At 65.4% G+C, this 24,476-nt stretch carries 22 protein-coding genes and 1 other RNA gene; 17 read left to right on the forward strand and 6 right to left on the reverse strand.

Annotated elements, in window-relative coordinates:
• Positions 1-176: 176 nt before the first annotated feature.
• The 4 genes from ssrA to ompA all read right to left on the reverse strand — a co-directional run bounded on the left by ssrA (position 177) and on the right by ompA (position 2,810).
• Positions 177-546, reverse strand: a transfer-messenger RNA (tmRNA) gene (ssrA, locus tag AP428_RS34325).
• Positions 547-563: 17 nt separating this feature from the next.
• A complete protein-coding gene (gph, locus tag AP428_RS02465) occupies positions 564-1,277 on the reverse strand; it encodes a phosphoglycolate phosphatase (RefSeq protein WP_054927512.1) in 714 nt (237 codons plus the stop codon).
• Positions 1,278-1,290: 13 nt separating this feature from the next.
• The gene (ubiG, locus tag AP428_RS02470) at positions 1,291-1,989 is read right to left on the reverse strand and encodes a bifunctional 2-polyprenyl-6-hydroxyphenol methylase/3-demethylubiquinol 3-O-methyltransferase UbiG (RefSeq protein ID WP_023475819.1); all 699 of its coding nucleotides are present in this window, start codon (positions 1,987-1,989) and stop codon (positions 1,291-1,293) included.
• 152 nt (positions 1,990-2,141) lie between these two features.
• Positions 2,142-2,810, reverse strand: a complete 669-nt coding sequence (gene ompA / locus AP428_RS02475) for an outer membrane protein OmpA (protein WP_006476579.1) — start codon at positions 2,808-2,810, stop codon at positions 2,142-2,144.
• Positions 2,811-3,334: 524 nt separating this feature from the next.
• Here ompA and gyrA point away from each other — a divergent pair.
• From gyrA to cysM, 16 genes are all read left to right on the forward strand, one after another.
• On the forward strand, positions 3,335-5,938 hold the full coding sequence (gene gyrA / locus AP428_RS02480; protein ID WP_054927513.1) for a DNA gyrase subunit A: 2,604 nt from the start codon (positions 3,335-3,337) through the stop codon (positions 5,936-5,938).
• Between the two features lie 83 nt (positions 5,939-6,021).
• A complete protein-coding gene (locus AP428_RS02485; protein ID WP_006486966.1) occupies positions 6,022-6,621 on the forward strand; it encodes a DUF2059 domain-containing protein in 600 nt (199 codons plus the stop codon).
• Between the two features lie 155 nt (positions 6,622-6,776).
• Positions 6,777-7,859 (forward strand): 3-phosphoserine/phosphohydroxythreonine transaminase, encoded by a 1,083-nt coding sequence (gene serC, locus AP428_RS02490; protein ID WP_006496544.1) that lies wholly within the window; start codon positions 6,777-6,779, stop codon positions 7,857-7,859.
• Positions 7,860-7,892: 33 nt separating this feature from the next.
• On the forward strand, positions 7,893-8,975 hold the full coding sequence (gene pheA / locus AP428_RS02495; protein WP_027807564.1) for a prephenate dehydratase: 1,083 nt from the start codon (positions 7,893-7,895) through the stop codon (positions 8,973-8,975).
• A 187-nt stretch (positions 8,976-9,162) separates the two neighbouring features.
• Complete coding sequence (locus AP428_RS02500; protein ID WP_054927514.1) at positions 9,163-10,089, forward strand: prephenate dehydrogenase/arogenate dehydrogenase family protein; 927 nt, start codon at positions 9,163-9,165, stop codon at positions 10,087-10,089.
• A gap of 13 nt (positions 10,090-10,102) precedes the next feature.
• Positions 10,103-11,407, forward strand: coding sequence for a 3-phosphoshikimate 1-carboxyvinyltransferase (gene aroA, locus AP428_RS02505; RefSeq protein WP_054927515.1), 1,305 nt, complete (start codon positions 10,103-10,105; stop codon positions 11,405-11,407).
• A gap of 13 nt (positions 11,408-11,420) precedes the next feature.
• Positions 11,421-12,107 (forward strand): (d)CMP kinase, encoded by a 687-nt coding sequence (cmk, locus tag AP428_RS02510; protein WP_006476573.1) that lies wholly within the window; start codon positions 11,421-11,423, stop codon positions 12,105-12,107.
• 142 nt (positions 12,108-12,249) lie between these two features.
• A complete protein-coding gene (gene rpsA / locus AP428_RS02515; RefSeq protein WP_011544885.1) occupies positions 12,250-13,962 on the forward strand; it encodes a 30S ribosomal protein S1 in 1,713 nt (570 codons plus the stop codon).
• A gap of 22 nt (positions 13,963-13,984) precedes the next feature.
• Positions 13,985-14,308: an integration host factor subunit beta gene (locus AP428_RS02520; protein WP_011544886.1), complete on the forward strand. Its 324-nt coding sequence runs from the start codon at positions 13,985-13,987 to the stop codon at positions 14,306-14,308.
• 209 nt (positions 14,309-14,517) lie between these two features.
• Complete coding sequence (locus AP428_RS02525; RefSeq protein WP_012328123.1) at positions 14,518-14,811, forward strand: lipopolysaccharide assembly protein LapA domain-containing protein; 294 nt, start codon at positions 14,518-14,520, stop codon at positions 14,809-14,811.
• Between the two features lie 53 nt (positions 14,812-14,864).
• On the forward strand, positions 14,865-16,037 hold the full coding sequence (gene lapB / locus AP428_RS02530) for a lipopolysaccharide assembly protein LapB (RefSeq protein WP_011544888.1): 1,173 nt from the start codon (positions 14,865-14,867) through the stop codon (positions 16,035-16,037).
• A 90-nt stretch (positions 16,038-16,127) separates the two neighbouring features.
• Complete coding sequence (locus AP428_RS02535; protein ID WP_054927516.1) at positions 16,128-17,528, forward strand: UDP-glucose/GDP-mannose dehydrogenase family protein; 1,401 nt, start codon at positions 16,128-16,130, stop codon at positions 17,526-17,528.
• 7 nt (positions 17,529-17,535) lie between these two features.
• The gene (rfaE1, locus tag AP428_RS02540; protein ID WP_011694215.1) at positions 17,536-18,486 is read left to right on the forward strand and encodes a D-glycero-beta-D-manno-heptose-7-phosphate kinase; all 951 of its coding nucleotides are present in this window, start codon (positions 17,536-17,538) and stop codon (positions 18,484-18,486) included.
• 63 nt (positions 18,487-18,549) lie between these two features.
• Positions 18,550-19,542 (forward strand): ADP-glyceromanno-heptose 6-epimerase, encoded by a 993-nt coding sequence (gene rfaD / locus AP428_RS02545; protein WP_006476566.1) that lies wholly within the window; start codon positions 18,550-18,552, stop codon positions 19,540-19,542.
• A 74-nt stretch (positions 19,543-19,616) separates the two neighbouring features.
• On the forward strand, positions 19,617-19,964 hold the full coding sequence (locus AP428_RS02550; protein ID WP_023475825.1) for a helix-hairpin-helix domain-containing protein: 348 nt from the start codon (positions 19,617-19,619) through the stop codon (positions 19,962-19,964).
• 213 nt (positions 19,965-20,177) lie between these two features.
• Entirely contained in the window at positions 20,178-21,080 is a 903-nt protein-coding gene (gene cysM / locus AP428_RS02555; protein ID WP_006476564.1) for a cysteine synthase CysM, read from the forward strand.
• Between the two features lie 85 nt (positions 21,081-21,165).
• Here cysM and mltB read toward each other — a convergent pair whose 3' ends face one another.
• Positions 21,166-22,383 (reverse strand): lytic murein transglycosylase B, encoded by a 1,218-nt coding sequence (gene mltB / locus AP428_RS02560; protein WP_054927517.1) that lies wholly within the window; start codon positions 22,381-22,383, stop codon positions 21,166-21,168.
• A gap of 169 nt (positions 22,384-22,552) precedes the next feature.
• On the opposite strand from mltB, the gene AP428_RS02565 reads away from it, so the two are divergent.
• On the forward strand, positions 22,553-23,476 hold the full coding sequence (locus AP428_RS02565; protein ID WP_011544892.1) for a histone deacetylase family protein: 924 nt from the start codon (positions 22,553-22,555) through the stop codon (positions 23,474-23,476).
• A gap of 30 nt (positions 23,477-23,506) precedes the next feature.
• Here AP428_RS02565 and AP428_RS02570 read toward each other — a convergent pair whose 3' ends face one another.
• Positions 23,507-24,415 (reverse strand): alpha/beta hydrolase, encoded by a 909-nt coding sequence (locus AP428_RS02570; protein ID WP_054927518.1) that lies wholly within the window; start codon positions 24,413-24,415, stop codon positions 23,507-23,509.
• Positions 24,416-24,476: the final 61 nt, after the last annotated feature.

Here is a 24,476-nt window from a genome sequence, read left to right on the forward strand (position 1 = left end):
GAACATCCGTCACCTCCTGCCGCCGCGACACCGGTGGCATTCCGCCCGGCCCGTCCGGGGCTGGGCGCTTTTTCGGAGGGGTGGGGCGGGTGCGTCTCGCAGGCAAGAAAAAACCCCGCGGAGCAACGCTCGGCGGGGTTTTCTTTGCGAAACGTGGTGAACGTTTGGCGGGTATTTGGTGGAGGCGGCGGGAATCGAACCCGCGTCCAGAAGCGCTCCACGACTAGTTCTACATGTTTAGTCCAGTCTTTTGATTTAACCGCAGCGACGCGGACGAACACGCTGCACTACGGCGATTCGCTAGATTTTCGACCCTGGCGTCGCGACGCCGACAGGGCTTAACTGACGTAAATGACCTCTGGCGGTATTGCTACCGGTCTTGCGACACTAGCCCGTCAGTGAACTAGGCAGAGGACGGCGGCCCTTAGGCTGCCAGTGCGAACGTATCGTCGTTTGCAGTTACGATTTTCCCATTGATTAACGAGGTGACGGGTCCTCGACATGCCCTAGCCGCTTCACAACCCCTGTCGAAACCAGGTCGCCCCCGCGGATAAGATCGACCATTATAGCCCAACATCGCGCAGCAGGTGCCGCAGTTCCTGCGTCGTGCCGACGAGGTGCTGGGCTTGCCAGTCGGCCGGCGCGATACCGTCGCCGCAATAGCCGTATGCGGCCGCGACCGTAGCCATGCCCGCGGCGCTGCCGGCCTGGATGTCGCGCAGGTCGTCACCCACGTAGACGATACGCTCGGGCGCGAGTGTCAGTTGCTCGGCGGCATGCAGCAGCGGGGCCGGATGCGGTTTCGAGTGCGGTGTTGTGTCGCCCCCGACGACGCAGGCGGCGCGCGGCGCGAGGCCGAGCAGCTCGACGAGCGGTGCGGTGAGCCGCATCGCCTTGTTCGTGACGATGCCCCAGCGTACGCCGCGCGCATCGAGTTCGTCGAGCACGTCGCCGATGCCGGGGAACAGCGTCGTATGCACGCACAGATCGGTCGCGTAGTTGGCCAGGAACTCGTCGCGCATCGCTTCGTAGCCGGGCGTGTGAGGATCGATGCCGAACGCGCCGCCGAGCAGGCCGCGCGCGCCGGCCGAGGCCAGCGGCCGCAACACGTCGAGCGACGTTTCGGGCAGGCCGCGCTCGCGCTGCATCTTGTTGACGGCTGCCGCGAGGTCGGGCGCCGTGTCGGCGAGCGTGCCATCCAGATCGAACAGGACCGCATCGCAGTGCAACAGGCGCGGTTCGTCTGCGATCCGCGCGGTCGAAAGGGGAGTCGTCATGCCGGGTGGAGGGTCACGCGCCGCGACGGCACGCAACCAGGTAGTTGATGTCGGTGTCGTTCGACAGCGCGAAGCGCTTGCCGATCGGGTGGTACGTGATGCCCTTGATCTCGACGATGTGCAGATCCGTCGCGCGCACGAAGCCGGCCAGTTCCGACGGGCGGATGAACCGCGCGTAATCGTGCGTGCCCTTCGGCAGCATTTGCGCGATGTATTCCGCGCCGATCACGGCGAACAGGTAGGACTTCAGGTTGCGGTTCAGCGTCGAGAAGAACACCCAGCCGCCCGGTTTCACGAGCGTCGCGCACGCGGCCACGATGTCGCCGGGCGACGGTACGTGCTCGAGCATTTCCATGCATGTGACGACGTCGTAGGTGCCCGGTTCGCGCGCGGCGATTGCTTCGGCGGCGATCGCCTCGTACTCGACCGAAATGCCGCTTTCGAGGCTGTGCAGGTCGGCCACGCCGAGCGCCTCGGTCGACAGGTCGATGCCTTTCACCTGGGCGCCGAGCCCGGCCATCGATTCGGACAGGATGCCGCCGCCGCAACCGATGTCGAGTGCGCGCTTGCCGGCCAGGTGCGCATGCGCGTCGATCCAGCCGAGCCGGACCGGGTTCAGGTCGTGCAGCGGTTTGAATTCGGCATTCGGATCCCACCATCGGTGGGCGAGGTCGCTGAATTTCTGGAGTTCGTGCGGATCGGCGTTGGTCATGTCGGCAAACGGGCTACGAGAGGAGGGCGGTGCTTCGGTGCGTCAGCCCCGAGTATATAAGCGGGCGGACGACGAGGCCAGCGAGCGCCTGGACGGGCGTCAATGAAAAAGCCCCGCCGGAGCGGGGCTTTGAAGCAGTCGAAAACCGCGGCTTAGTTTGCCGGAACGGTCGTCTTCTGCACTTGCTGCGTACCAACCACTTCGACTTCCACGCGGCGGTCCGGTGCGAGGCAGGCGATGAGTTGCTTGCGGTTCTTCTGGTTGCAGCCAGTCGTAACCGGGTTGCGCTTGCCCTTGCCTTCCGTGTAGATCTTGTTGGCCGGCACACCCTTGCTGACCAGGTACGACTTCACGGCTTGCGCACGGCGCAGCGACAGACGGTCGTTGTACTTGTCCGAACCGATGCGGTCCGTGTAGCCCGTTGCGACGACCACTTCCGTGTTCATGCCTTCGATCTTCGAAGCCAGTTCGTCCAGCTTTTGCTTGCCCAGCGGCTTGAGCGTTGCCTTGTCGAAGTCGAACAGTGCGTCAGCTTGATACGTGATCTTCTGGCTCGTGATGGCCGGAGCGACCGGAGCGACCGGCGGCTGCGGTGCCTGGGCGACCAGTGCGCCATCGCACTTCGCGTTGGCGGTGGCCGGCGTCCAGAACGCATCGCGCCAGCAGAGCTCGTTCGTGCCGTTCATCCACACCCATTCGCCCGTGCCGTTCACCCAGTTGTCATTGACGGCTTGACGCGACGCCGGCACCGACTGTGCCGAAGCGGATGCAGCCATAACTGCGGTAGCTGCAATGAACGCGAGCTTTGAAAGTTTATTCATATTTCTCCTCTCGAAATTGAGATTACCGCAGGTTTACTGCGAGCCTGTTGACGGTGACAAGTCATACATTGCTCGAAGTATAACATTGGTGCGGCACAAAAAACGCGGCACCGCTCTGTGTAGACTTCGAGCAGCGTCTAACTTTCAGTGCGTTGGCATTTTGCCATATCGTTCCCTTCCTACGAAAAAAAATCCTCCCCACCCCAAGATCGCTTCAACTTTGTGGTGCATGCGCAACACCGGCCTGCCGTAACTTTTAGAGATTGTCAAGAGTGGGGCGGCGAAATTGCGTGAATGCATGCAGTTGTTTACTCGTGCGCATGAAACGCGGGGGCGACCGCCTGCGACGTCGAGTCGCACGCGATTTCGGCCGATTCGCGGCGACCGCGATTTTTGCTGTTTACATATAGAGGGGGAGGCGGATTGGCGGCTGATGGGCGCATGTTAGAATCTCGCGTTGCGTTGCGCATGCAGCGCCCACGCGAAAGGCGTTCGCCGTCTTCGCTCCGAAACGATACGGATACATGGATCAATTCGCCAAAGAGACCCTGCCCACCTCCCTAGAGGAGGAAATGCGCCGTTCGTATCTCGATTACGCGATGAGCGTGATCGTCGGACGTGCCCTCCCGGATGTCCGCGATGGCCTCAAGCCCGTGCACCGGCGCGTGTTGTTCGCGATGCACGAACTGAACAACGACTGGAACCGCGCGTACAAGAAGTCGGCGCGTATCGTCGGTGACGTGATCGGTAAATATCACCCTCACGGCGATACCGCGGTCTACGACACGATCGTGCGGATGGCGCAGGACTTCTCGCTGCGCTACATGCTGATCGACGGGCAGGGCAACTTCGGCTCGATCGACGGCGACAATGCCGCGGCGATGCGTTACACCGAAATTCGCATGGCGAAGATCGGTCACGAGCTGCTTGCCGACATCGACAAGGAAACGGTCGATTTCGAGCCGAACTACGACGGCAACGAAATGCAGCCGTCGGTCCTGCCGTCGCGCATTCCGAACCTGCTGATCAACGGCTCGTCGGGCATCGCGGTCGGCATGGCGACCAACATCCCGCCGCACAACCTGAACGAAGTCGTCGACGCGTGCCAGCACCTGCTCGGTAACCCGGAAGCGACGATCGACGAGCTGATCGAGATCATTCCGGCGCCGGACTTCCCGACGGCCGGCATCATCTACGGCGTCGCCGGCGTGCGCGACGGCTACCGCACCGGGCGCGGCCGCGTCGTGATGCGGGCGGCCACGCACTTCGAGGAGATCGACCGCGGCCAGCGGATGGCGATCATCGTCGACGAGTTGCCGTATCAGGTGAACAAGCGCTCGCTGCTCGAGCGGATCGCCGAGCTCGTCAACGAGAAGAAGCTCGAAGGCATCTCCGACATCCGCGACGAGTCCGACAAGAGCGGCATGCGCGTCGTGATCGAGCTCAAGCGCGGCGAAGTGCCGGAAGTGGTGCTGAACAACCTGTACAAGGCGACGCAGCTGCAGGACACGTTCGGCATGAACATGGTCGCGCTCGTCGACGGCCAGCCGAAGCTGCTGAACCTGAAGGAAATCCTGCAGTGCTTCCTGTCGCACCGACGCGAAGTGCTGACGCGCCGCACGATCTACGAACTGCGCAAGGCCCGCGAACGCGGCCACGTGCTCGAAGGTCTCGCGGTCGCGCTCGCGAACATCGACGAGTTCATCGCGATCATCAAGGCCGCGCCGACGCCGCCGATCGCGAAGCAGGAACTGATGGCGAAGCCGTGGGATTCGTCGCTCGTGCGCGAGATGCTGACGCGCGCCGAGAGCGAGAACGCGGCGGCCGGCGGTCGCTCCGCGTACCGTCCGGAAGGCCTGAACCCGGCATTCGGGATGCAGGCCGACGGGCTGTACCGCCTGTCCGACACGCAGGCGCAGGAAATCCTGCAGATGCGTCTGCAGCGCCTGACCGGACTCGAGCAGGACAAGATCATCGGCGAGTACCGCGACGTGATGGCACAGATCGCCGACCTGCTGGACATCCTTGCGCGCCCCGAGCGGATCACGACGATGATCGGCGACGAGCTGACCTCGGTGAAGGCCGAATTCGGTGATGCGCGCCGCTCGAAGATCGAGCTGAACGCGACCGAGCTGAACACCGAGGATCTGATCACGCCGCAGGACATGGTCGTCACGATGTCGCATGCGGGCTACGTGAAGTCGCAGCCGCTGTCCGAGTACCGTGCGCAGAAGCGCGGCGGTCGCGGCAAGCAGGCGACGCAGATGAAGGAAGACGACTGGATCGAGACGCTCTTCATCGCGAACACGCACGACTACATCCTGTGCTTCTCGAACCGCGGCCGCGTGTACTGGGTCAAGGTCTATGAAGTGCCGCAGGGCTCGCGCAACTCGCGCGGCCGCCCGATCGTCAACATGTTCCCGCTGCAGGAAGGCGAGAAGATCAACGTCGTGCTGCCGGTCAAGGAATTCTCGGCCGACAAGTTCATCTTCATGGCGACGTCGCTCGGCACCGTGAAGAAGACGCCGCTCGAAGCGTTCAGCCGCCCGATGAAGAAGGGCATCATCGCGGTCGGCCTCGACGAGGGCGACTACCTGATCGGTGCGTCGATCACCGACGGCGCGCACGACGTGATGCTGTTCTCCGACGCCGGCAAGGCCGTGCGTTTCGACGAGAACGACGTGCGTCCGATGGGGCGCGAGGCGCGCGGCGTGCGCGGCATGCAGCTCGAGGACGGGCAGCAGGTCATCGCGATGCTGGTTGCCGGCAGCGAGGAGCAGACCGTGCTCACCGCAACCGAAAACGGCTACGGCAAGCGCACGCCGATCACCGAGTACACGCGCCATGGCCGCGGTACGAAGGGTATGATCGCGATCCAGACGTCCGAGCGCAACGGCAAGGTCGTGGCTGCCACGCTCGTCGACGCCGAGGATCAGATCATGCTGATCACGACGGCCGGCGTGTTGATTCGCACCCGCGTATCCGAGGTTCGCGAGATGGGGCGTGCCACGCAAGGTGTTACACTCATCAGTCTCGATGAGGGCACCAAGCTCTCTGGCCTGCAGCAGATCGCGGAGGCCGAAGAGGGAGAGGGCGAGGCCGACGAGGCGTCGGACGGCGAAGCCTGAAGAACGGATGAGACTCTGGCCGCCGCGGGCGAAAAGCGCCGCGGCCGGCGAGCAACCATTCATATTTCCAAAAGGGAGTGATGATGCAAAAGCAATTCAAGCAACTGGTTCTGCTGGCTGCACTGGTGCCGACGTTCGCGATGGCGCAAGCGCTGTCGAATTCCGCACCGGCAGCTCCGGCGGCAGCTGCGCCGATCGACGCCGACAAGAAGGCAGCGATCAAGGATCTGCTCGACGCGATCGACGCGCCGAAGCTCGTGTCGGCAATCGGCAACAGCGCCGAAATGCAGGCCAAGCAACTCGTGCCGGCCATCCTGTCGGACGCGCTGTCGGAAAACAAGACGCTGAACGACAAGCAGAAGCAGGCTGCCGTTCCGACGCTGCAGAAGAACGCGGTGCCGAAGCTGGTCGACGGCGCAGGCAAGGTGTTCGGCACGCAACAGTTCCAGAGCGACGCGATGTCGGCTCAGTACGACGCATACGCGAAGTACTACAGTACGTCGGAGATCAAGGATCTGACGACGTTCTACAAGAGCCCGACGGGCCGCAAGTTCATCCAGGTTCAGGATCAGGTCGGTCGCGACGTGGTCAACGGCCTGATGCAGAAGTACATGCCGCAAGCGATCCAGGCAACGCGTACGCAGGCTGACAAGGAAGTCGCAGCAGTCAAGCCGGGCAAGTAAGCTGTCCGGGCACGCCCCCGGCCGTTCGGCCGGGTTTGGCGGGAGCCTGACGACAGTGCGATAATGGCCGTTTGCGCGCGAGCGCAAGCGGCCATTTCTTTTCTGGCGCGTTTTGCCGGCGGCAAGCCGGTCGCGTCCCTCCCGAGGTTTTCACGATGCGCGTCTTTAATTTCTCCGCCGGCCCTGCGGCGATGCCCGAGGAAGTGCTGCGGCAGGCCGCCGACGAAATGCTCGACTGGCACGGCAGCGGCATGAGCGTGATGGAGATGAGCCATCGCGGCAAGGAATTCATGTCGATCCACGAGGCCGCGCTGACCGACCTGCGCGACCTGCTCGGCGTGCCGGCGAGCCACCGGATCCTGTTCCTGCAGGGCGGCGGCATCGCGGAAAACGCGATCGTGCCGATGAACCTGCTCGGCGCGCGCAAGACGGCCGACTTCGTCGTGACGGGTTCGTGGTCGCAGAAATCGTTCGGCGAGGCGAAGAAGTTCTGCACGCCGCATCTGGCCGCGAGCGGCAAGACGGAGGCCGGCTTCACGCGTGCGCCCGCGCGCGCCGAATGGCAGCTGTCGGACGATCCGGCCTACGTGCACCTGTGCACCAACGAGACGATCGACGGCGTCGAGACGTTCGAGATCCCGGATCTCGGCGACGTGCCGCTGGTTGCCGACGTCTCGTCGCACATCCTGTCGCGCCCGATGGACGTCGCGAAGTACGGCGTGCTGTTCGGCGGCGCGCAGAAGAACATCGGGATGGCTGGCGTGACGGTCGTGATCGTGCGCGAGGATCTGCTCGATCGCGCGCTGTCGATCTGCCCGTCCGCATTCGAATGGAAGACCATCGCCGCGAACAACTCGCTGTACAACACGCCGCCCACCTACGCGATCTACATCGCGGGCCTCGTGTTCCAGTGGCTGAAGCGGCAGGGTGGCCTCGAAGCGATCGAGGCCCGCAACATCGAAAAATCGAAGCTGCTCTACGACACGATCGACGCGAGCAGCTTCTATCTGAACAAGGTCGAGCCGGCAGCACGTTCGCGGATGAACGTGCCGTTTTTCCTGGCCGACGAAACGCGCAACGAAGACTTCCTTGCCGGCGCAAAGGCGCGCGGGCTGCTGCAGCTGAAGGGCCACAAGTCCGTCGGCGGCATGCGGGCGTCGATCTACAACGCGGTGCCGCTCGAGGGCGTGAAGGCGCTCGTCGAGTACATGAAGGACTTCGAGCAGCGCGGCGCCTGACGGCGGCGCTGTTCAAACAGCACGGCAAAACGCATGGACGACGAACTGAATTCCCGCCTGAAACCGCTGCGCGACCGCATCGACGCGATCGACGCGCAGCTGATCGCGCTCCTGAACCAACGCGCCGCGGTGGCGCTCGAGGTGGGCGAGGTCAAGAAGCATTTCAACGCGCCGGTGTTCCGGCCGGAGCGCGAGCTGCAGGTGATCGCGCGGCTGCAGGACATGAGCGCCGGGCCGCTCGCGAGCGAGCACATCAGCGCCATCTGGCGCGAGATCATGGCCGCGAGCCGCGCGCTCGAGCAGACGATCCACGTCGCGTTCCTCGGGCCGGTCGGCACGTATAGCGAACAGGCGATGTTCGAGTATTTCGGCCAGTCGATCGAAGGGCTGCCCTGCCCGTCGATCGACGAGGTGTTCCGCTCGGTCGAGGCCGGTGCGTCGGCATTCGGCATCGCGCCGGTCGAGAATTCGACCGAAGGCGCCGTATCGCGCACGCTCGACCTGCTGCTGCAGACCCAACTGCTGATTAGCGGCGAGCTCGCGCTGCCGATTCATCACAACCTGCTCACGCAGAGCGGCACGCTCGACGGCGTGAAGCGTGTCTGCGCGCATGCGCAGGCGCTTGCACAATGCCAGCAGTGGCTCGCGGCGAATGCGCCGCAGCTCGAGCGGCAGGCCGTGGCGAGCAACGCGGAGGCCGCGCGCCTCGCAGCAGCCGATCCGACCGTCGCCGCGATCGCGGGCGACCGCGCAGCCGCGCATTACGGCCTGCAGATCGCGTTCTCGCTGATCCAGGACGATCCGCACAACCGCACGCGCTTCGTGATCATCGGCAAGCAGCCGGCCGGCCAGAGCGGTCACGACCAGACGTCGCTGATCGTGTCGGTGAAGAACGAGCCGGGCGCCGTGTTCAAGCTGCTCGAGCCGCTCGCGCGGCACGGCGTGTCGATGACGCGCTTCGAGTCGCGTCCGGCGCGCGTCGGCACGTGGGAGTACTACTTCTACATCGACATCGAAGGGCACCGCGACGATGCGGCGGTGGCGGCCGCGCTGGCGGAACTCGGCCAGAAGGCCGCGTTCCTGAAGGTACTCGGTTCGTATCCGCGCGCACGCTGATACGCGGCGGCCCGTCGCCTGCTTGGGGCAGGCGTCGTGGCCGGGCGGGCAGGGCAGGCCGGTCGGCGCTGCCGAAGGCGGGTTCGGGCGGTATCCGGTGCAGGTTGCGCCGGGTGCGCGCCCGTTGCCCGGAATCTGGAATTCCGCATGCGGGGCGTCGTCCTGCACGCGTAACTTGGCTCTTGTCGTGTCAGGCTTTGCATTCAACAAACTGGTCATCTTCGGCGTCGGCCTGATCGGCGGATCGCTGGCCTGCGCGCTGCGCGAGCGCGCGCCGGGCGGCGCGGGCGAGATCGTCGGCGTGGGCCGTTCGCGCGCGTCGGTCGAGCGCGCGCTGTCGCTCGGCGTGATCGATCGCGCGGCGGCGCTCGACGACGACGCGCAGTTGCGCGACGCGCTCGCCGGCGCCGATCTCGTCTTGCTGGCCGCGCCCGTCGCGCAGACGGGCCCGTTGCTCGCGCGCATCGCCCCGTGGCTCGACGGCGCGACGATCGTCACCGATGCGGGCAGCACTAAGTCCGATGTCGTCGCGGCCGCGCGCGACGCGCTCGGCGCGCGGATCGCGCAGTTCGTGCCGGGTCATCCGATCGCGGGGCGCGAGTCGAGCGGCGTCGAGGCGGCGTTGCCGGACCTCTACGTCGGCCGCAACGTCGTGCTGTGCCCGCTGCCGGAGAACGCGCCCGACGCGGTGGCCAGGATCGACGCGATGTGGCGCGCGACCGGCGCCGACGTGCGCATGATGAGCACCGAACAGCACGATCGCGTATTCGCGTCGATCAGCCATCTGCCGCACGTGCTGTCGTTCGCGCTCGTCGAGCAGATTCTCGGCGAGGCCGACGCGGAGCTGAAATTCTCGTACGCGGCCGGCGGTTTCCGCGATTTCACGCGCATCGCGGCGTCGAACCCGGAAATGTGGCGCGATGTGTGCGTCGCGAACCGCGCGGCGCTGCTCGACGAACTCGACGGCTACACGCGCGTGCTCACGCGGCTGCGCGCGGCGATCGATGCCGGCGACGGCGCGGCGCTCGAAGCCGTATTCACGCGCTCGCGCGCCGCACGCAAGGCATGGCAGGAACGCGGCGGCACACCCGCTGCCGAACCGGTCAAGAAATAACAGGACGATTCCCATGGACTACCTCGATCTCGGCCCGTACTCCAGCGCATCGGGCACCGTGCGCCTGCCCGGCTCGAAGAGCATTTCGAACCGCGTGTTGCTGCTCGCGGCGCTCGCCGAAGGCGAAACGACGATCACCAACCTGCTCGACTCCGACGACACGCGCGTGATGCTCGACGCACTCGGCAAGCTCGGCGTGAAGCTCGCGCGCGATGGCGACACCTGTGTCGTCACCGGCACGCGCGGCGCGTTCACCGCGAAGACGGCCGATCTGTTCCTCGGCAACGCGGGCACGGCCGTGCGGCCGCTGACCGCCGCACTCGCGGTGAACGGCGGCGACTACCGCGTGCACGGCGTGCCGCGCATGCACGAGCGGCCGATCGGCGATCTCGTCGACGGCCTGCGCCAGATCGGCGCGCAGATCGACTACGAGCTGAACGAAGGTTACCCGCCGCTGCGGATCAAGCCCGCGACGATTTCGGTCGATGCGCCGATCCGCGTGCGCGGTGACGTGTCGAGCCAGTTCCTCACCGCGCTCCTGATGACGCTGCCGCTCGTGAAGTCGAAGGATGGCCGGACCGTCGTCGAAGTCGACGGCGAGCTGATCTCGAAACCGTACATCGACATCACGATCCGGCTGATGGAGCGCTTCGGCGTGACCGTCGAGCGCGATGGCTGGCAGCGCTTCGTGGTGCCGGCCGGCGTCCGCTACCGCTCGCCGGGGCGAATCATGGTCGAGGGCGACGCGTCGTCCGCGTCGTATTTCCTCGCGGCCGGCGCGCTCGGCGGCGGCCCGCTGCGGGTCGAAGGCGTGGGGCGGGCGAGTATCCAGGGTGACGTCGGTTTCGCGAATGCGCTGATGCAGATGGGCGCGAACGTGACGATGGGCGACGACTGGATCGACGTGCGCGGCATCGGCCACGATCACGGCAAGCTCGAGCCGATCGACATGGACTTCAACCTGATTCCCGACGCGGCGATGACCATCGCGGTCGCGGCGCTGTTCGCGAACGGCACGAGCACGCTGCGCAACATCGCGAGCTGGCGTGTGAAGGAGACCGACCGCATCGCCGCGATGGCGACCGAGTTGCGCAAGGTCGGCGCGATCGTCGAGGAAGGCCCCGACTATCTCGTCGTCACGCCGCCGGAAAAGCTCACGCCGAACGCGGCGATCGATACGTACGACGATCACCGGATGGCGATGTGCTTCTCGCTCGTGAGCCTGGGCGGCGTGCCCGTGCGGATCAACGATCCGAAGTGCGTCGGCAAGACGTTCCCCGACTATTTCGACCGCTTCGCCGCGCTCGCCAAGGCCTGACCCGACTGTTCCGATGAAATCGACCCGACCCTTTCACCCGACTCCCGTCATCACGATCGACGGCCCGACTGCTTCCGGCAAGGGCACCGTCGCGGCGCTCGTCGCCGCGCACCTCGGTTTTCACCTGCTCGACAGCGGCGCGCTGTACCGGCTCGCGGCGCTCGCGAGCGTGCGCTACGGCATCGCCGCGGAAGACATCGACGCGCTGGTGAAGCTGATCGACGATCTGCACATCACGTTCCGTGAAGGTTGCGCGCAGCTCGACGGCGTCGACGTGTCGAACGACATTCGTGCCGAAGCGGTCGGCAACCGCGCGTCGGCGATTGCCGTGCACGGCCCCGTGCGCACCGCGCTCGTCGCGCGCCAGCGGGCGTTCCGCAAGACGCCGGGCCTCGTGGCGGACGGCCGCGACATGGGCACGGTGATCTTCCCGGACGCCGTCCTGAAGGTGTTCCTGACGGCCAGCGCCGAGGCACGCGCGACCAGGCGGCATAAGCAATTGATGCAAAAAGGTTTTTCTGCTAATATAGATGACTTGCTCCGGGATCTTCGTGAACGTGACGCGCGCGACAGCAATCGCGCGGCCGCGCCGCTGAAGCCTGCGGCAGACGCCAAGCTGCTCGATACGTCGGCACTTTCGGTCGATGAAGCCGTCGACCAGGTGCTGCAGTGGTACCGGGCGCTCGGCCAGCCCGCCTGAGAAGGCGAGCAGCGGTAGGTGCTCCGCGTCGCAAGCGCGGAGCGTGTTTCGAACCCTTAACCCCGTGTGGTCCTCGATCTGGCCCTTTCAGCCTGCCATTCCGGCCGGCGTGGCACAGCGAGCCATGCACAATCAGATTTTTATGTCCGACCTGCAAACCTCCACCCCGAATACCGAATCCTTTGCGGCTCTGTTCGAAGAGTCGCTGACCCGCCAAGACATGCGCGCCGGCGAAGTGATTTCCGCCGAAGTCGTGCGCGTCGACCACAACTTCGTGGTCGTCAATGCAGGCCTGAAGTCCGAGGCTTACATTCCGATCGAGGAATTCCTGAACGATCAGGGCGAGGTTGAGGTGCAGTCGGGCGATTTCGTGTCCGTCGCGATCGACGCACTCGAAAACGGCTACGGCGACACGATCCTGTCGCGCGACAAGGCGAAGCGCCTTGCATCGTGGCTGTCGCTGGAAAAGGCGCTCGACAACAACGAGCTCGTCACCGGCACGATCACCGGCAAGGTGAAGGGCGGCATGACCGTGATGGTCAACGGCATCCGCGCGTTCCTGCCGGGTTCGCTGGTCGACACGCGTCCGGTCAAGGACACGACCCCGTACGAAGGCAAGACGCTCGAGTTCCGCGTGATCAAGCTCGATCGCAAGCGTAACAACGTCGTGCTGTCGCGTCGTGCAGTGATCGAAGCAACCCAAGGCGAAGAGCGCGCGAAGCTGCTCGAGACGCTGAAGGAAGGCGCGATCGTCAACGGCGTGGTCAAGAACATCACCGACTACGGCGCGTTCGTCGACCTCGGCGGCATCGACGGCCTGCTGCACATCACCGACATCGCATGGCGTCGTGTGCGTCACCCGAGCGAAGTCCTGTCGGTTGGCCAGGAAGTCACCGCGAAGATCCTCAAGTTCGACCAAGAGAAGAACCGCGTCTCGCTGGGCATCAAGCAACTGGGCGACGATCCGTGGGAAGGCATCTCGCGCCGTTACCCGTCGGGCACGCGCCTGTTCGGCAAGGTCACGAACATCACCGACTACGGCGCATTCGTCGAAGTGGAATCGGGCATCGAAGGCCTCGTCCACGTGTCGGAAATGGACTGGACCAACAAGAACGTTGCGCCGTCGAAGGTTGTCCAGCTGGGCGACGAAGTCGAAGTCATGGTCCTCGAGATCGACGAAGACCGTCGTCGTATCAGCCTCGGCATGAAGCAGTGCAAGCCGAATCCGTGGGATGACTTCAGCCGCAACTTCAAGAAGGGCGACAAGATCACGGGCGCAATCAAGTCGATCACCGACTTCGGCGTGTTCATCGGTCTGCCGGGCGGCATCGACGGCCTGGTCCACCTGTCGGACCTGTCGTGGAGCGAAGCCGGCGAAGAAGCCGTTCGCAAGTACAAGAAGGGCGACGAAGTCGAAGCAATCGTGCTCGGTATCGACGTCGAGAAGGAGCGCATTTCGCTCGGCATCAAGCAGCTCGAAGGCGACCCGTTCAGCAACTACGTTGCAATGAACGACAAGGGCTCGATCGTCGACGGCGTCGTGAAGACGGTCGATGCGAAGGGTGCGGTCGTCACGCTGACGGGCGACATCGAAGGCTACCTGCGCGCGTCGGAAATCTCGCAGGATCGCGTCGAAGATGCACGCAACGTGCTGAAGGAAGGCGACAAGGTCAACGCGATGGTGATCAACATCGATCGCAAGTCGCGCGGCATCAACCTGTCGATCAAGGCGAAGGATTCGGCCGAACAACAGGAAGCGATCCGCGGCCTGCAGTCGGACTCCAGCGCTGCTGCGACCGGTACGACCAACCTCGGCGCGCTGCTGAAGGCGAAGCTCGACGGCCAGAACCAGTAAGCCTTACGAGGTCTGCTGAAGTATGACCAAATCCGAGTTGGTCGCGCAGCTGGCATCGCGATTTCCGCAACTTGTCCTCAAGGATGCGGATTTCGCGGTGAAAACGATGCTCGATGCGATGTCCGACGCCCTGGCGAAAGGGCATCGCATTGAAATTCGGGGTTTCGGCAGCTTTGGCCTCAATCGTCGCCCGGCGCGCGTCGGACGCAACCCGAAGTCGGGGGAGAAAGTGCAGGTGCCCGAGAAATTCGTGCCGCACTTCAAACCTGGCAAGGAATTGCGTGAACGCGTCGACGGCCGCGCCGGTGAACCGCTGAAGGCTGACGATCCGGACGACGACCGTTGAGCGTCGTTCGGTGTGCCCGGAACCTGTCCGGCGAAGGCTGAAAAGAAAAGCGCCCCTTGCGGGCGCTTTTTTCATTTCCGTCCAGCGATGCGCAACGCCGCGCACAGGATGTGCGCAGCCGCGGAAACGCTTCCTTTACAATACGGGTCGATTCGGTGCGACGAAGGGGAGTCGCGCGCCGCGGCAAACCTCAACAAAGAGAGGGCTTCATGAAGTTTATCGTCTGGCTGATCCGGGTATTGGTGTTCGTCCTGCTGCTGGTGCTTGCGCTGGCCAATACACAAACCGCGACGCTGAATTTCGTTGCCGGCTACGCATGGCAAGCGCCGCTGATCCTGATCGGCCTGGCATTCTTCGCCGTGGGGCTGCTGGCCGGCCTGCTGTCCGCGCTGCCTTCGATCTTCCGGCTGCGTCTCGAGAACGGGCGTTTGAAGCGCGATCTGCGTGCGGCGCGCGAAACGCCCGCCGTCATCGACCAGCCGCCGATGCCGCCCGTCATTTAACACGGACGCCGCGCGATCATCGCGCGGTTTTCGTCTCTGCTTCGATATTTCGCATGGATCTGGATTTCTGGTGGTTGCTCGCGATTCCGGTCGCGTTTGCGCTCGGTTGGGCGGCGTCACGCTATGACCTGAAGAATCTCCTGTCGGAGAGTGCCAACCTGCCGCGCTCGTATTTTCGCGGCCTCAATTTTCTGTTGAACGAACAACCCGACAAGGCGATCGATGCGTTCATCGAGGTGGCCAAGCTCGATCCCGAAACGGTCGAGCTGCACTTCGCGCTCGGCAACCTGTTTCGCCGTCGTGGCGAGACCGACCGCGCGATCCGCGTGCACCAGAACCTGCTGAGCCGCACCGACCTGCCGGTCAACGAGCGCGACCACGCGCTGTACGAACTGGGGCAGGATTTCCTGAAAGCCGGCCTGCTGGATCGCGCCGAAGAGGCGTTCCACAAGCTCGCGGACGGCGACTACGCACTGGGTGCGCAGCGGGCGCTGCTGACGATCTACGAGATCGAGAAGGACTGGAACAAGTCGATCGACACGGCGAAGCGCATCGAATCGATGAGCGACAAGCCGCTCGGCGTCGAAATTGCGCAGTTTCACTGCGAACTCGCGCAGGACGCGCTGCAGCGCAAGAATGCTGCTGCGGCGGCCGAACAGTTGCGCCTCGCGCTGACCGTGAATCCGCAGAACGTCCGTGCGACGGTGCTGTCCGGCGACGCGGCGGAAGCAGCGGGCGACCACGCGGCCGCGATCGAGCACTGGAAGCGCGTCGAAGCGCAGAACCCGGCATATCTGCCGCTCGTCGCCGACAAGCTGATGAAGGCGTACGTCGCGCTCGGCAAGAACGCTGAAGGCGCCGAACTGCTGATGGGGTACGTCGATCGTTATCCGTCGAACGACCTGCTCGACATCGCCTATCAGCATATCGCCGGGTTGCGCGGCCAGGATGCGGCGCACACACTCGCGCGCACGCAGATGGAAAAGTCGCCGAACCTGTCGGGGATGCTGCACCTGCTCGATGCGCAGATCGCGGCGGCCGAGGAGCCGCGTCGTAAGGAACTTGAAATGATGCGTGCGCTGATCAAGCAGCGCACGAAAAATCTGCCACGGTATACGTGCCAGAATTGCGGTTTCCGGGCACGGCTCTTCTACTGGCAGTGCCCCGGATGCAGCGGCTGGGAAACCTATGCGCCGCGCCGCGTCGAACCTGCGATGCCGGGCTGATCCCGGCACGCGGAGCCAACGCGCTGCGGTTGCCGCCGGGCTCGTCCCGGCGGCCAAGTTAGTCAATTACCGGGAAGTACCGGAACATCTATGAAAATCACCATCATCGGCACCGGCTATGTCGGCCTCGTCACGGGCGCCTGCCTCGCGGAGATCGGTCACGACGTCTTCTGTCTCGACGTCGATCCGCGCAAGATCGACATCCTGAACAACGGCGGGATGCCGATTCACGAACCGGGGCTGCTGGACATCATCGCGCGCAACCGCACGGCGGGGCGCCTGCGTTTCTCGACCGACATCGAGGCGAGCGTCGCGCATGGCGAGATCCAGTTCATCGCCGTCGGCACGCCGCCCGACGAGGACGGCTCGGCCGACCTGCAATACGTGCTCGAGGCCGCGCGCAACATCGGCCGCCACATGACGGGCTTCAAGGTGATCGTCGACAAGTCGACGGTGCCGGTCGGCACCGCGCGGCGCGTGCACGGCGTGGTCGACGAGGCGCTTGCCGCACGCGGGCTCGCGGGCAGCGTCGCGCATCGCTTCTCGGTCGTGTCGAACCCGGAATTCCTGAAGGAAGGCGCGGCGGTCGAGGACTTCATGCGCCCGGACCGGATCATCATCGGTGTCGACGACGACGAAACCGGCACGATCGCGCGCGAGAAGATGAAGAAGCTCTACGCGCCGTTCAACCGCAACCACGAACGCACGATCTACATGGACGTGCGTTCGGCGGAATTCGCGAAGTATGCGGCGAACGCGATGCTCGCGACGCGCATCTCGTTCATGAACGAGATGTCGAATCTCGCCGACAAGGTCGGCGCCGACATCGAGGCCGTGCGCCGCGGGATCGGCTCCGATCCGCGCATCGGCTATCACTTCCTGTATGCCGGCGTCGGCTACGGCGGCTCGTGCTTCCCGAAGGACGTGCAGGCGCTGATCCGCACCGCCGGCGAGAACGGCCAGCCGCTGCGTATCCTGGAGGCCGTCGAGGCCGCCAACCATGCGCAGAAGGACGTGCTGATCGGCAAGATCGAGCAGCGCTTCGGCGTCGACCTGACGGGCCGCGAGTTCGCGGTCTGGGGGCTCGCGTTCAAGCCGAACACCGACGACATGCGCGAGGCGCCGAGCCGCCGCCTGATCGCCGCGCTGCTCGAACGCGGTGCGACCGTGCGCGCCTACGATCCGGTTGCGGTCGACGAAGCGCGGCGCGTGTTCGCGCTGGATTTCGGCGACGATGCGAAGGCGCTGGCGCGGCTGCATCTCGTCGACACGCAGGACGCCGCGGTCACGGGCGCGGACGCCCTCGTGATCGTCACCGAATGGAAGGAATTCCGCAGCCCCGATTTCACGCGCCTGAAGGCCGAGCTGAAGGCGCCGGTGATCTTCGACGGGCGCAACCTGTACGAGCCGGATGCGATGGCCGAGCTTGGCATCGACTATTACGCGATCGGCCGGCCGTATGTCGATCCCCAGTCGTCCTCCCGTGGCTGAACGTACGATGAATACTCTTCGCGAAGTCGTTCCGGTGCCGCGCGAGCAACTCGCGCGCTCGCGTGTGCTCGTCGTCGGCGACGTGATGCTCGACCGTTACTGGTTCGGCAACGTCGATCGCATTTCGCCTGAAGCGCCGGTGCCGGTCGTGCACGTGCAGCGTCAGGAGGAGCGGCTCGGCGGCGCGGCCAACGTCGCGCGCAATGCCGTGACGCTCGGCGGCCAGGCCGGCCTGCTGTGCGTCGTCGGTTGCGACGAACCGGGCGAGCGGATCGTCGAGCTGCTCGGCAGCAGCGGCGTGACGCCCCATCTCGAGCGCGACCCGGCACTCCCGACCACGATCAAGCTGCGCGTGCTCGCGCGCCAGCAGCAACTGTTGCGCGTGGACTTCGAGGCGACGCCGACGCACGAGGTGCTGCTCGCGGGGCTCGCGCGCTTCGATGCGCTGCTGCCGCAGCACGACGTCGTGCTGATGTCGGATTACGCGAAAGGCGGCCTGACGCACGTCACGACGATGATCGAGAAGGCGCGCGCGGCCGGCAAGGCGGTGCTGGTCGACCCGAAGGGCGACGACTGGGCACGCTATCGCGGCGCATCGCTGATCACGCCGAACCGCGCGGAGTTGCGCGAGGTGGTCGGGCAGTGGAAATCGGAAGACGACCTGCGCGCGCGCGTCGCGAATCTGCGTGCGGAGCTCGGCATCGACGCGCTGCTGCTCACCCGTTCGGAAGAGGGCATGACGCTCTTTTCCGCGGGTGGCGAACTGCATGCGCCGGCGCTCGCGCGCGAAGTGTTCGACGTGTCGGGCGCGGGCGACACCGTGATCGCGACGGTCGCGACGATGCTCGGCGCCGGTGTGCCGCTCGTCGACGCCGTGGTGCTCGCGAATCGCGCGGCAGGCATCGTGGTCGGCAAGCTCGGCACGGCCACGGTGGATTACGACGAACTGTTTCACTGAGCGCATTCGGCGGCGCGACGAGCGCGCCGCACGAGTGGCTCGCACTTTTCAGGCAGGACGATCATGACCCTCATCGTCACCGGCGCAGCCGGTTTTATCGGCGCGAACATCGTCAAGGCGCTCAACGAGCGCGGCGAGACGCGCATCATCGCGGTCGACAACCTGACCCGCGCGGACAAGTTCCGCAATCTCGTCGACTGCGAGATCGACGACTATCTCGACAAGACCGAATTCGTCGAACGCTTCGCGCGCGGCGATTTCGGCAAGGTACGCGCGGTATTTCATGAAGGCGCCTGTTCGGACACGATGGAAACCGACGGCCGCTACATGATGGACAACAACTTCCGCTACAGCCGCGCGGTGCTCGATACCTGCCTCGCGCAGGGCACGCAGTTCCTGTATGCGTCGTCGGCCGCGATCTACGGCGGCTCGACGCGTTTCGTCGAGGAGCGCGACGTCGAGGCGCCGCTGAACGTGTACGGCTATTCGAAGTTCCTGTTCGACCAGGTGATCCGTCGTGTGCTGCCGAGCGCGAAGAGCCAGATCGCGGGTTTCCGCTATTTCAACGTGTACGGCCCGCGCGAGACGCACAAGGGCCGCATGGCGTCGGTCGCGTTCCACAACTTCAACCAGTTCCGCGCGGAAGGCAAGGTGAAGCTGTTCGGCGAGTACAACGGTTATGCGCCGGGCGAGCAGACGCGCGATTTCGTGTCGGTCGAGGACGTGACCAAGGTGAACCTGTTCTTCTTCGATCATCCGGAGAAGTCGGGCATCTTCAACCTCGGCACGGGCCGGGCGCAGCCGTTCAACGATATCGCGTCGACGGTCGTGAACACGCTGCGCGCGCTCGACAATCAGGCGCCGCTGACGCTCGCGCAGCAGGTCGAGCAGGGGTTGATCGAATACGTGCCGTTCCCCGATGCGCTGCGCGGCAAGTACCAGTGCTTCACGCAGGCCGACCAGACGAAACTGCGCGCGGCTGGCTACGACGCACCGTTCCTGACCGTGCAGGAAGGCGTCGACCGCTACGTGCGTTGGCTATCCGGCCAGGTTTAAACCGAAGCGTTGCATCGATAGACTGGGTCTCACGGTCGGCAGCCGCCGGCCGTTTTTCTTCGGAGATCCAGCACATGATCAGGAAATGGTTTGCCGCAGCGGTCATGCTCGGCGCAGTCGCGTCGGCCTGGGCGGCCGTCGACGTCAACACCGCGAACGAGGATGCGCTCGTCGGCATCAAGGGCATCGGCCCGGCGCGGGCCAAGGCGATTCTCGACGAGCGCGGCGCACGCGGTCCGTTCAGGAATGCGGACGATCTCGCCACGCGCGTGAAGGGCATGGGCGGGCATACCGTCGAGCGGCTTCAGCAGGAAGGTTTGACGATCGGTGCGGCGGCGGGTACGAGCGCTACGCCGTCGGCCGCGGCCAAACCGGCGGCAGCGAAGCCTGCCGCCGCACCGGCCCGCACCGCGCAGAAATAACGCGTCACGCAACCGACACAAGCGCTCCTTCAGTCGCCGTCGTTGCGACGGCTTCCCGCGGCATGCCGCGGGTTTTTTGCGTGGGGCGGCGTGCGTGGCGAAACGCGAACCGCGCGGCACGCGTATTCCATCGTCGCAATGGGGTTGCCGGCGCGGGTGCCGGTGCTGGTTTACAATCGATCGATTGATCGGCCTCGCACTCACGGTATATCCATGGCTTACAAAACTATCGAAGACACGATCGGCAATACGCCGCTCGTGCAACTGGTCCGCCTGCCGGACGACGAGATTCGCGCCCGCAACAACGTGCTGCTCGCGAAGCTCGAGGGCAACAATCCGGCCGGCTCCGTGAAGGATCGCCCGGCGCTGTCGATGATCAGCAAGGCCGAGGCGCGCGGGCGCATCAAGCCGGGTGATACGCTGATCGAGGCAACGAGCGGCAACACGGGCATCGCGCTCGCGATGGCCGCGGCGATCCGCGGCTACAAGATGGTGCTGATCATGCCGGAGGATCTGTCGGTCGAGCGCCGCCAGAGCATGGCCGCTTATGGTGCCGAGATCATCCTGACGCCGGTGAAGGGCGGGATGGAGCTGGCGCGCGACCTCGCGGAGCAGATGCAGCGTGAAGGCAAGGGCGTGATCCTCGACCAGTTCGGCAACCCCGACAATCCCGTCGCGCACTACGAAGCAACGGGGCCGGAGATCTGGCGCGATACCGAAGGGCGCATCACGCACTTCGTGTCCGCCATGGGCACGACGGGCACCATCATGGGCACGTCGCGCTATCTGAAGGAACAGAATCCGGCGATCGAGATCGTCGGTGCGCAGCCGGAAGACGGCTCGCGTATTCCGGGCATCCGCAAATGGCCGGAAGCATACATGCCGACCATCTTCGATCGCAGCCGTGTCGACCGCGTCGAGAGCGTGAGCCAGGCTGCATCGGAAACGATGACGCGCCGGCTCGCGGCGGTCGAAGGCATTTTCGCGGGCATTTCGTCGGGCGGCGCATGCGAAGTCGCGATGCGCATCGCGCGTCAGGTCGAGAATGCGACGATCGTGTTCATCGTCTGCGATCGTGGCGACCGCTATCTGTCCACGGGTGTGTTTCCCGCGTGAGCGAGACGGGTGCGCGATTCGCGCATCGATAAAAAAAGCGCCGCGTTCTGCGAACTGCGGCGCTTTTTCTTTGAGCGGCCAGCGCTTACTGCGGCTGCGCGTCGTCAGCGGCGGGTTGCAGCGCGCCGCTCGCTTCCATCTGCGCTTTCACGGCTTCGCCGAGCTGGTACACGGTGAGTGCGTAGAAGAAGCTGCGGTTGTAGCGCGTCAGCACATAGAAGTTCTTCAGGCCGAGCATGTATTCGGTCGCACGCCCCGGCGTCGGCAGGTCGACGACCGTCACCGGCGTGCCGGCTTCGGTGGTGATGTTGACCGTCGGCTCGTTCAGCGTCATGCCGGCGCGCAGCAGTTGCGACAGCGCCCAGTGCGGTTCGGGCTGGCCGTCGGCGGCGGCCTGTGCGATGCCCAGGCTGCCCGTGTCCGGCGTGATCTGCCAGACCACCGGCCGGTCGGTTTCCCAGCCGTGCTGCTTCAGGTAGTTCGCGACGCTGCCGATCGCATCGACAGGACTGCTGCGCAGATCGACGTGGCCCGTGCCGTCGAAGTCGACCGCATATTCGCGGATGCTGCTCGGCAGGAACTGCGGAATCCCGATCGCGCCGGTGTACGAGCCGAGCACGGTGGTCGGGTCGAGCTGGTTGTCGCGGGTCCAGACCAGGAAGTCTTCGAGGTTCTTGCGGAAGGTGGCCTGGCGGCTGTCGCGATTCGGCGTGTCCGGGTAGTCGAACGTGAGCGTCGTCAGCGCGTCCAGCACGCGGAAATTGCCCATGTAGCGGCCATAGATGGTCTCGACGCCGATGATGCCGACGATCACCTCGGGCGGCACGCCGAACTGCTCGGACGCGCGCTGCAGCGCCGCCTGGTTCGCCTTCCAGAACTTCACGCCCGCGTTGATGCGGATCGGTTCGATGAAGCGCGAGCGATAGACGCGCCAGTTCTTGACCGAGGGCGTCGGGGCCGGCCTCACGAGCTTGACGGCCGTCGCCGAGTAGCTGATGCGCGAGAACAGCGCATGCAGGCTCGCCGAATCGAAGCCGTTGCGGCTCACCATCTCGTCGATGAATGCATCGACCTTCGCGTTGCTCGCGTAACGCTGTGGAACGATTTCCTCTTCAAAGGTCTGGCCTTGCGGCGTCGGCTGCTGCGGCTGGGCCTGGGCGACGAGCGTGCCCGCAGGCTTCGCCGGCTGCGTTTGTGCGACGGCAGGCGCGGTGCCGAGGGCCGCGGCGATGGCAGCGACGACGAGCGGAGCGCGAACACGGAACAGCGCGGAAAGAAGGGCGGCAGGCTTGCTGGAATTCATGTCGAAGCGGGCGGACAGGGCGATTGTGTTCGGCGCAGTATACCCGACGCATCCGGCGCCTCGGGCCGAAGCCGGCCCCCGTTGTGGTAAGTTAGCGGCGAATTCGCGGCAGACGATGGACATCATTGACGGAGACCTGCGGCGCACCGTGCGCCGCGGACGACAGCTTATGGCAACCGCTTTCTACACGCACCCCGACTGCATGCTGCACGAGATGGGGGAATGGCATCCGGAATGCCCGGCCCGCCTGTCGGCGATCCAGGATCAACTGATTGCGAGCCGCATCGACGACCTGATCGTGCACGAAACCGCGCCATTCGCGAGCGAGGTCGCGCTGGGGCGCGTGCATACGCAGGCGCACATCGACTACATCCGGAGCATGACGCCGGTCGACGGTCACGTCGAGATCGATCCCGATACGCTGATGAATCGCGACACGTGGCGCGCGGCGCTGCGCGCGGCCGGCGCCGCGATCGCGGCGACCGACGCGGTGATCGAAGGCCGCTATGCGAATGCGTTCTGCGGCGTCCGTCCACCCGGTCACCATGCGGAACCCGCGCGCGCGATGGGCTTCTGCTTCTTCAACAACGTCGCGATCGCCGCGCGGCATGCACTCGACGTACACGGCATCGAGCGTGTCGCGATCATCGATTTCGACGTACACCACGGCAACGGCACCGAGGCGGCGTTCGCGAACGACGAGCGCGTGCTGATGTGCAGCTTCTTTCAGCATCCGCTGTATCCGTTCTCGGGCGTCGATCATCAGGCGCCGAACATGGTCAACCTGCCGATGCCCGCGCGCAGCAACGGGATGGCGATCCGCGAAGCCGTCGACATGTTCTGGCTGCCGCGCCTCGATGCGTTCAAGCCGCAGATGCTGTTCGTGTCGGCCGGGTTCGATGCGCATCGCGAGGACGACATCGGCAATCTCGGCCTCGTCGAGGCCGACTTCGAATGGCTGACCGCCCAGATCGTCGACGTGGCGCGCCGGCATGCGCAGGGCCGCATCGTCAGCTGCCTCGAGGGCGGCTACAACCTGTCCGCGCTCGGGCGCAGCGTCGTCGCGCACCTGCGCGTGCTGGCCGGGATCTGATTCCCGCTCGACCGGCCGGCCCGGGCGCGCTCAGCGCGCCGGCACGCGCGCGTGAATCCACGCGATCAGCGCGTCGATCACGCGGTCGCGTTCGAGATCGTTCATCGTTTCGTGGAAGCCGCCTTCGTACAGCGTCAGCGTACGGTCGGGCGAGCCGACACGCGCGCCGAACGCGCGGCTGCCGTCGGGTTCGGTGAGCTTGTCTTCGGTGCCGTGATAGACGAGCACCGGCACGCGCAGCGCGCCGCGGCCGTTTTCGATGCGCGCCATCGCATCGAGAATCTCCGCGCCGGTGCGTGCGGGCACCGCGCCGTGATGCACGAGCGGATCGGCGCGATTGGCCGCGACGATGGCTGGATCGCGCGACAGCAGGGCCGCATCGATCCTGATCGCGGGGAAGGTGGGCCACACCCGGCTGATGATGCGGCTCACCGCGAGCATCCAGCGCGGCACGTCGCGCCCGGGCGCCAGCGCCGGACTCGACAGCACGAGGCCCGCCAGCGCGTGGCCGCGAGCTGGCGCGCGTTCGATCGCGTAGAGCGCCGCGACCGCGCCGCCCATGCTGTGCCCCATCAGGAACAGCGGCGCCGCGCCGCGCGCGGCTTCGGCGACCAGCGCATCCGCATCGTTCAGGTAGTCGTCGAAACGCTCGACCCACACGCGCTTGCCGGGCGACTGGCCATGCCCGCGCAGATCGACCGCCAGCACGTCGATGCCGGCCGCGTTCAGCCGGCCGGCGAGCGCGGCATAGCGGCCCGCGTGCTCGGCGAGGCCGTGCACCAGCGCGATCGTCGCGCGCGGCGGCACGGTGCCGTCGCTTGCCGGCCAGCGGTACGACGCCAGTTCGAGCCCGTCCGCGGTACGCAACCGACCCATCCGCGGCGCGGGCGCCGATCCGGCGGTGGCGGGCACGGCGGCCGGTGTGGTGGTGGCGCTCATCTGGCGGGTCTCCTGTTCGTTGGTCTGCGTTTCGCGATCATAGTCGCGCCCCTCCCGCGCG

It is taken from the genome of Burkholderia sp. E168m22 (genome assembly GCF_001319805.1).
Lineage (GTDB): Bacteria > Pseudomonadota > Gammaproteobacteria > Burkholderiales > Burkholderiaceae > Burkholderia > Burkholderia orbicola.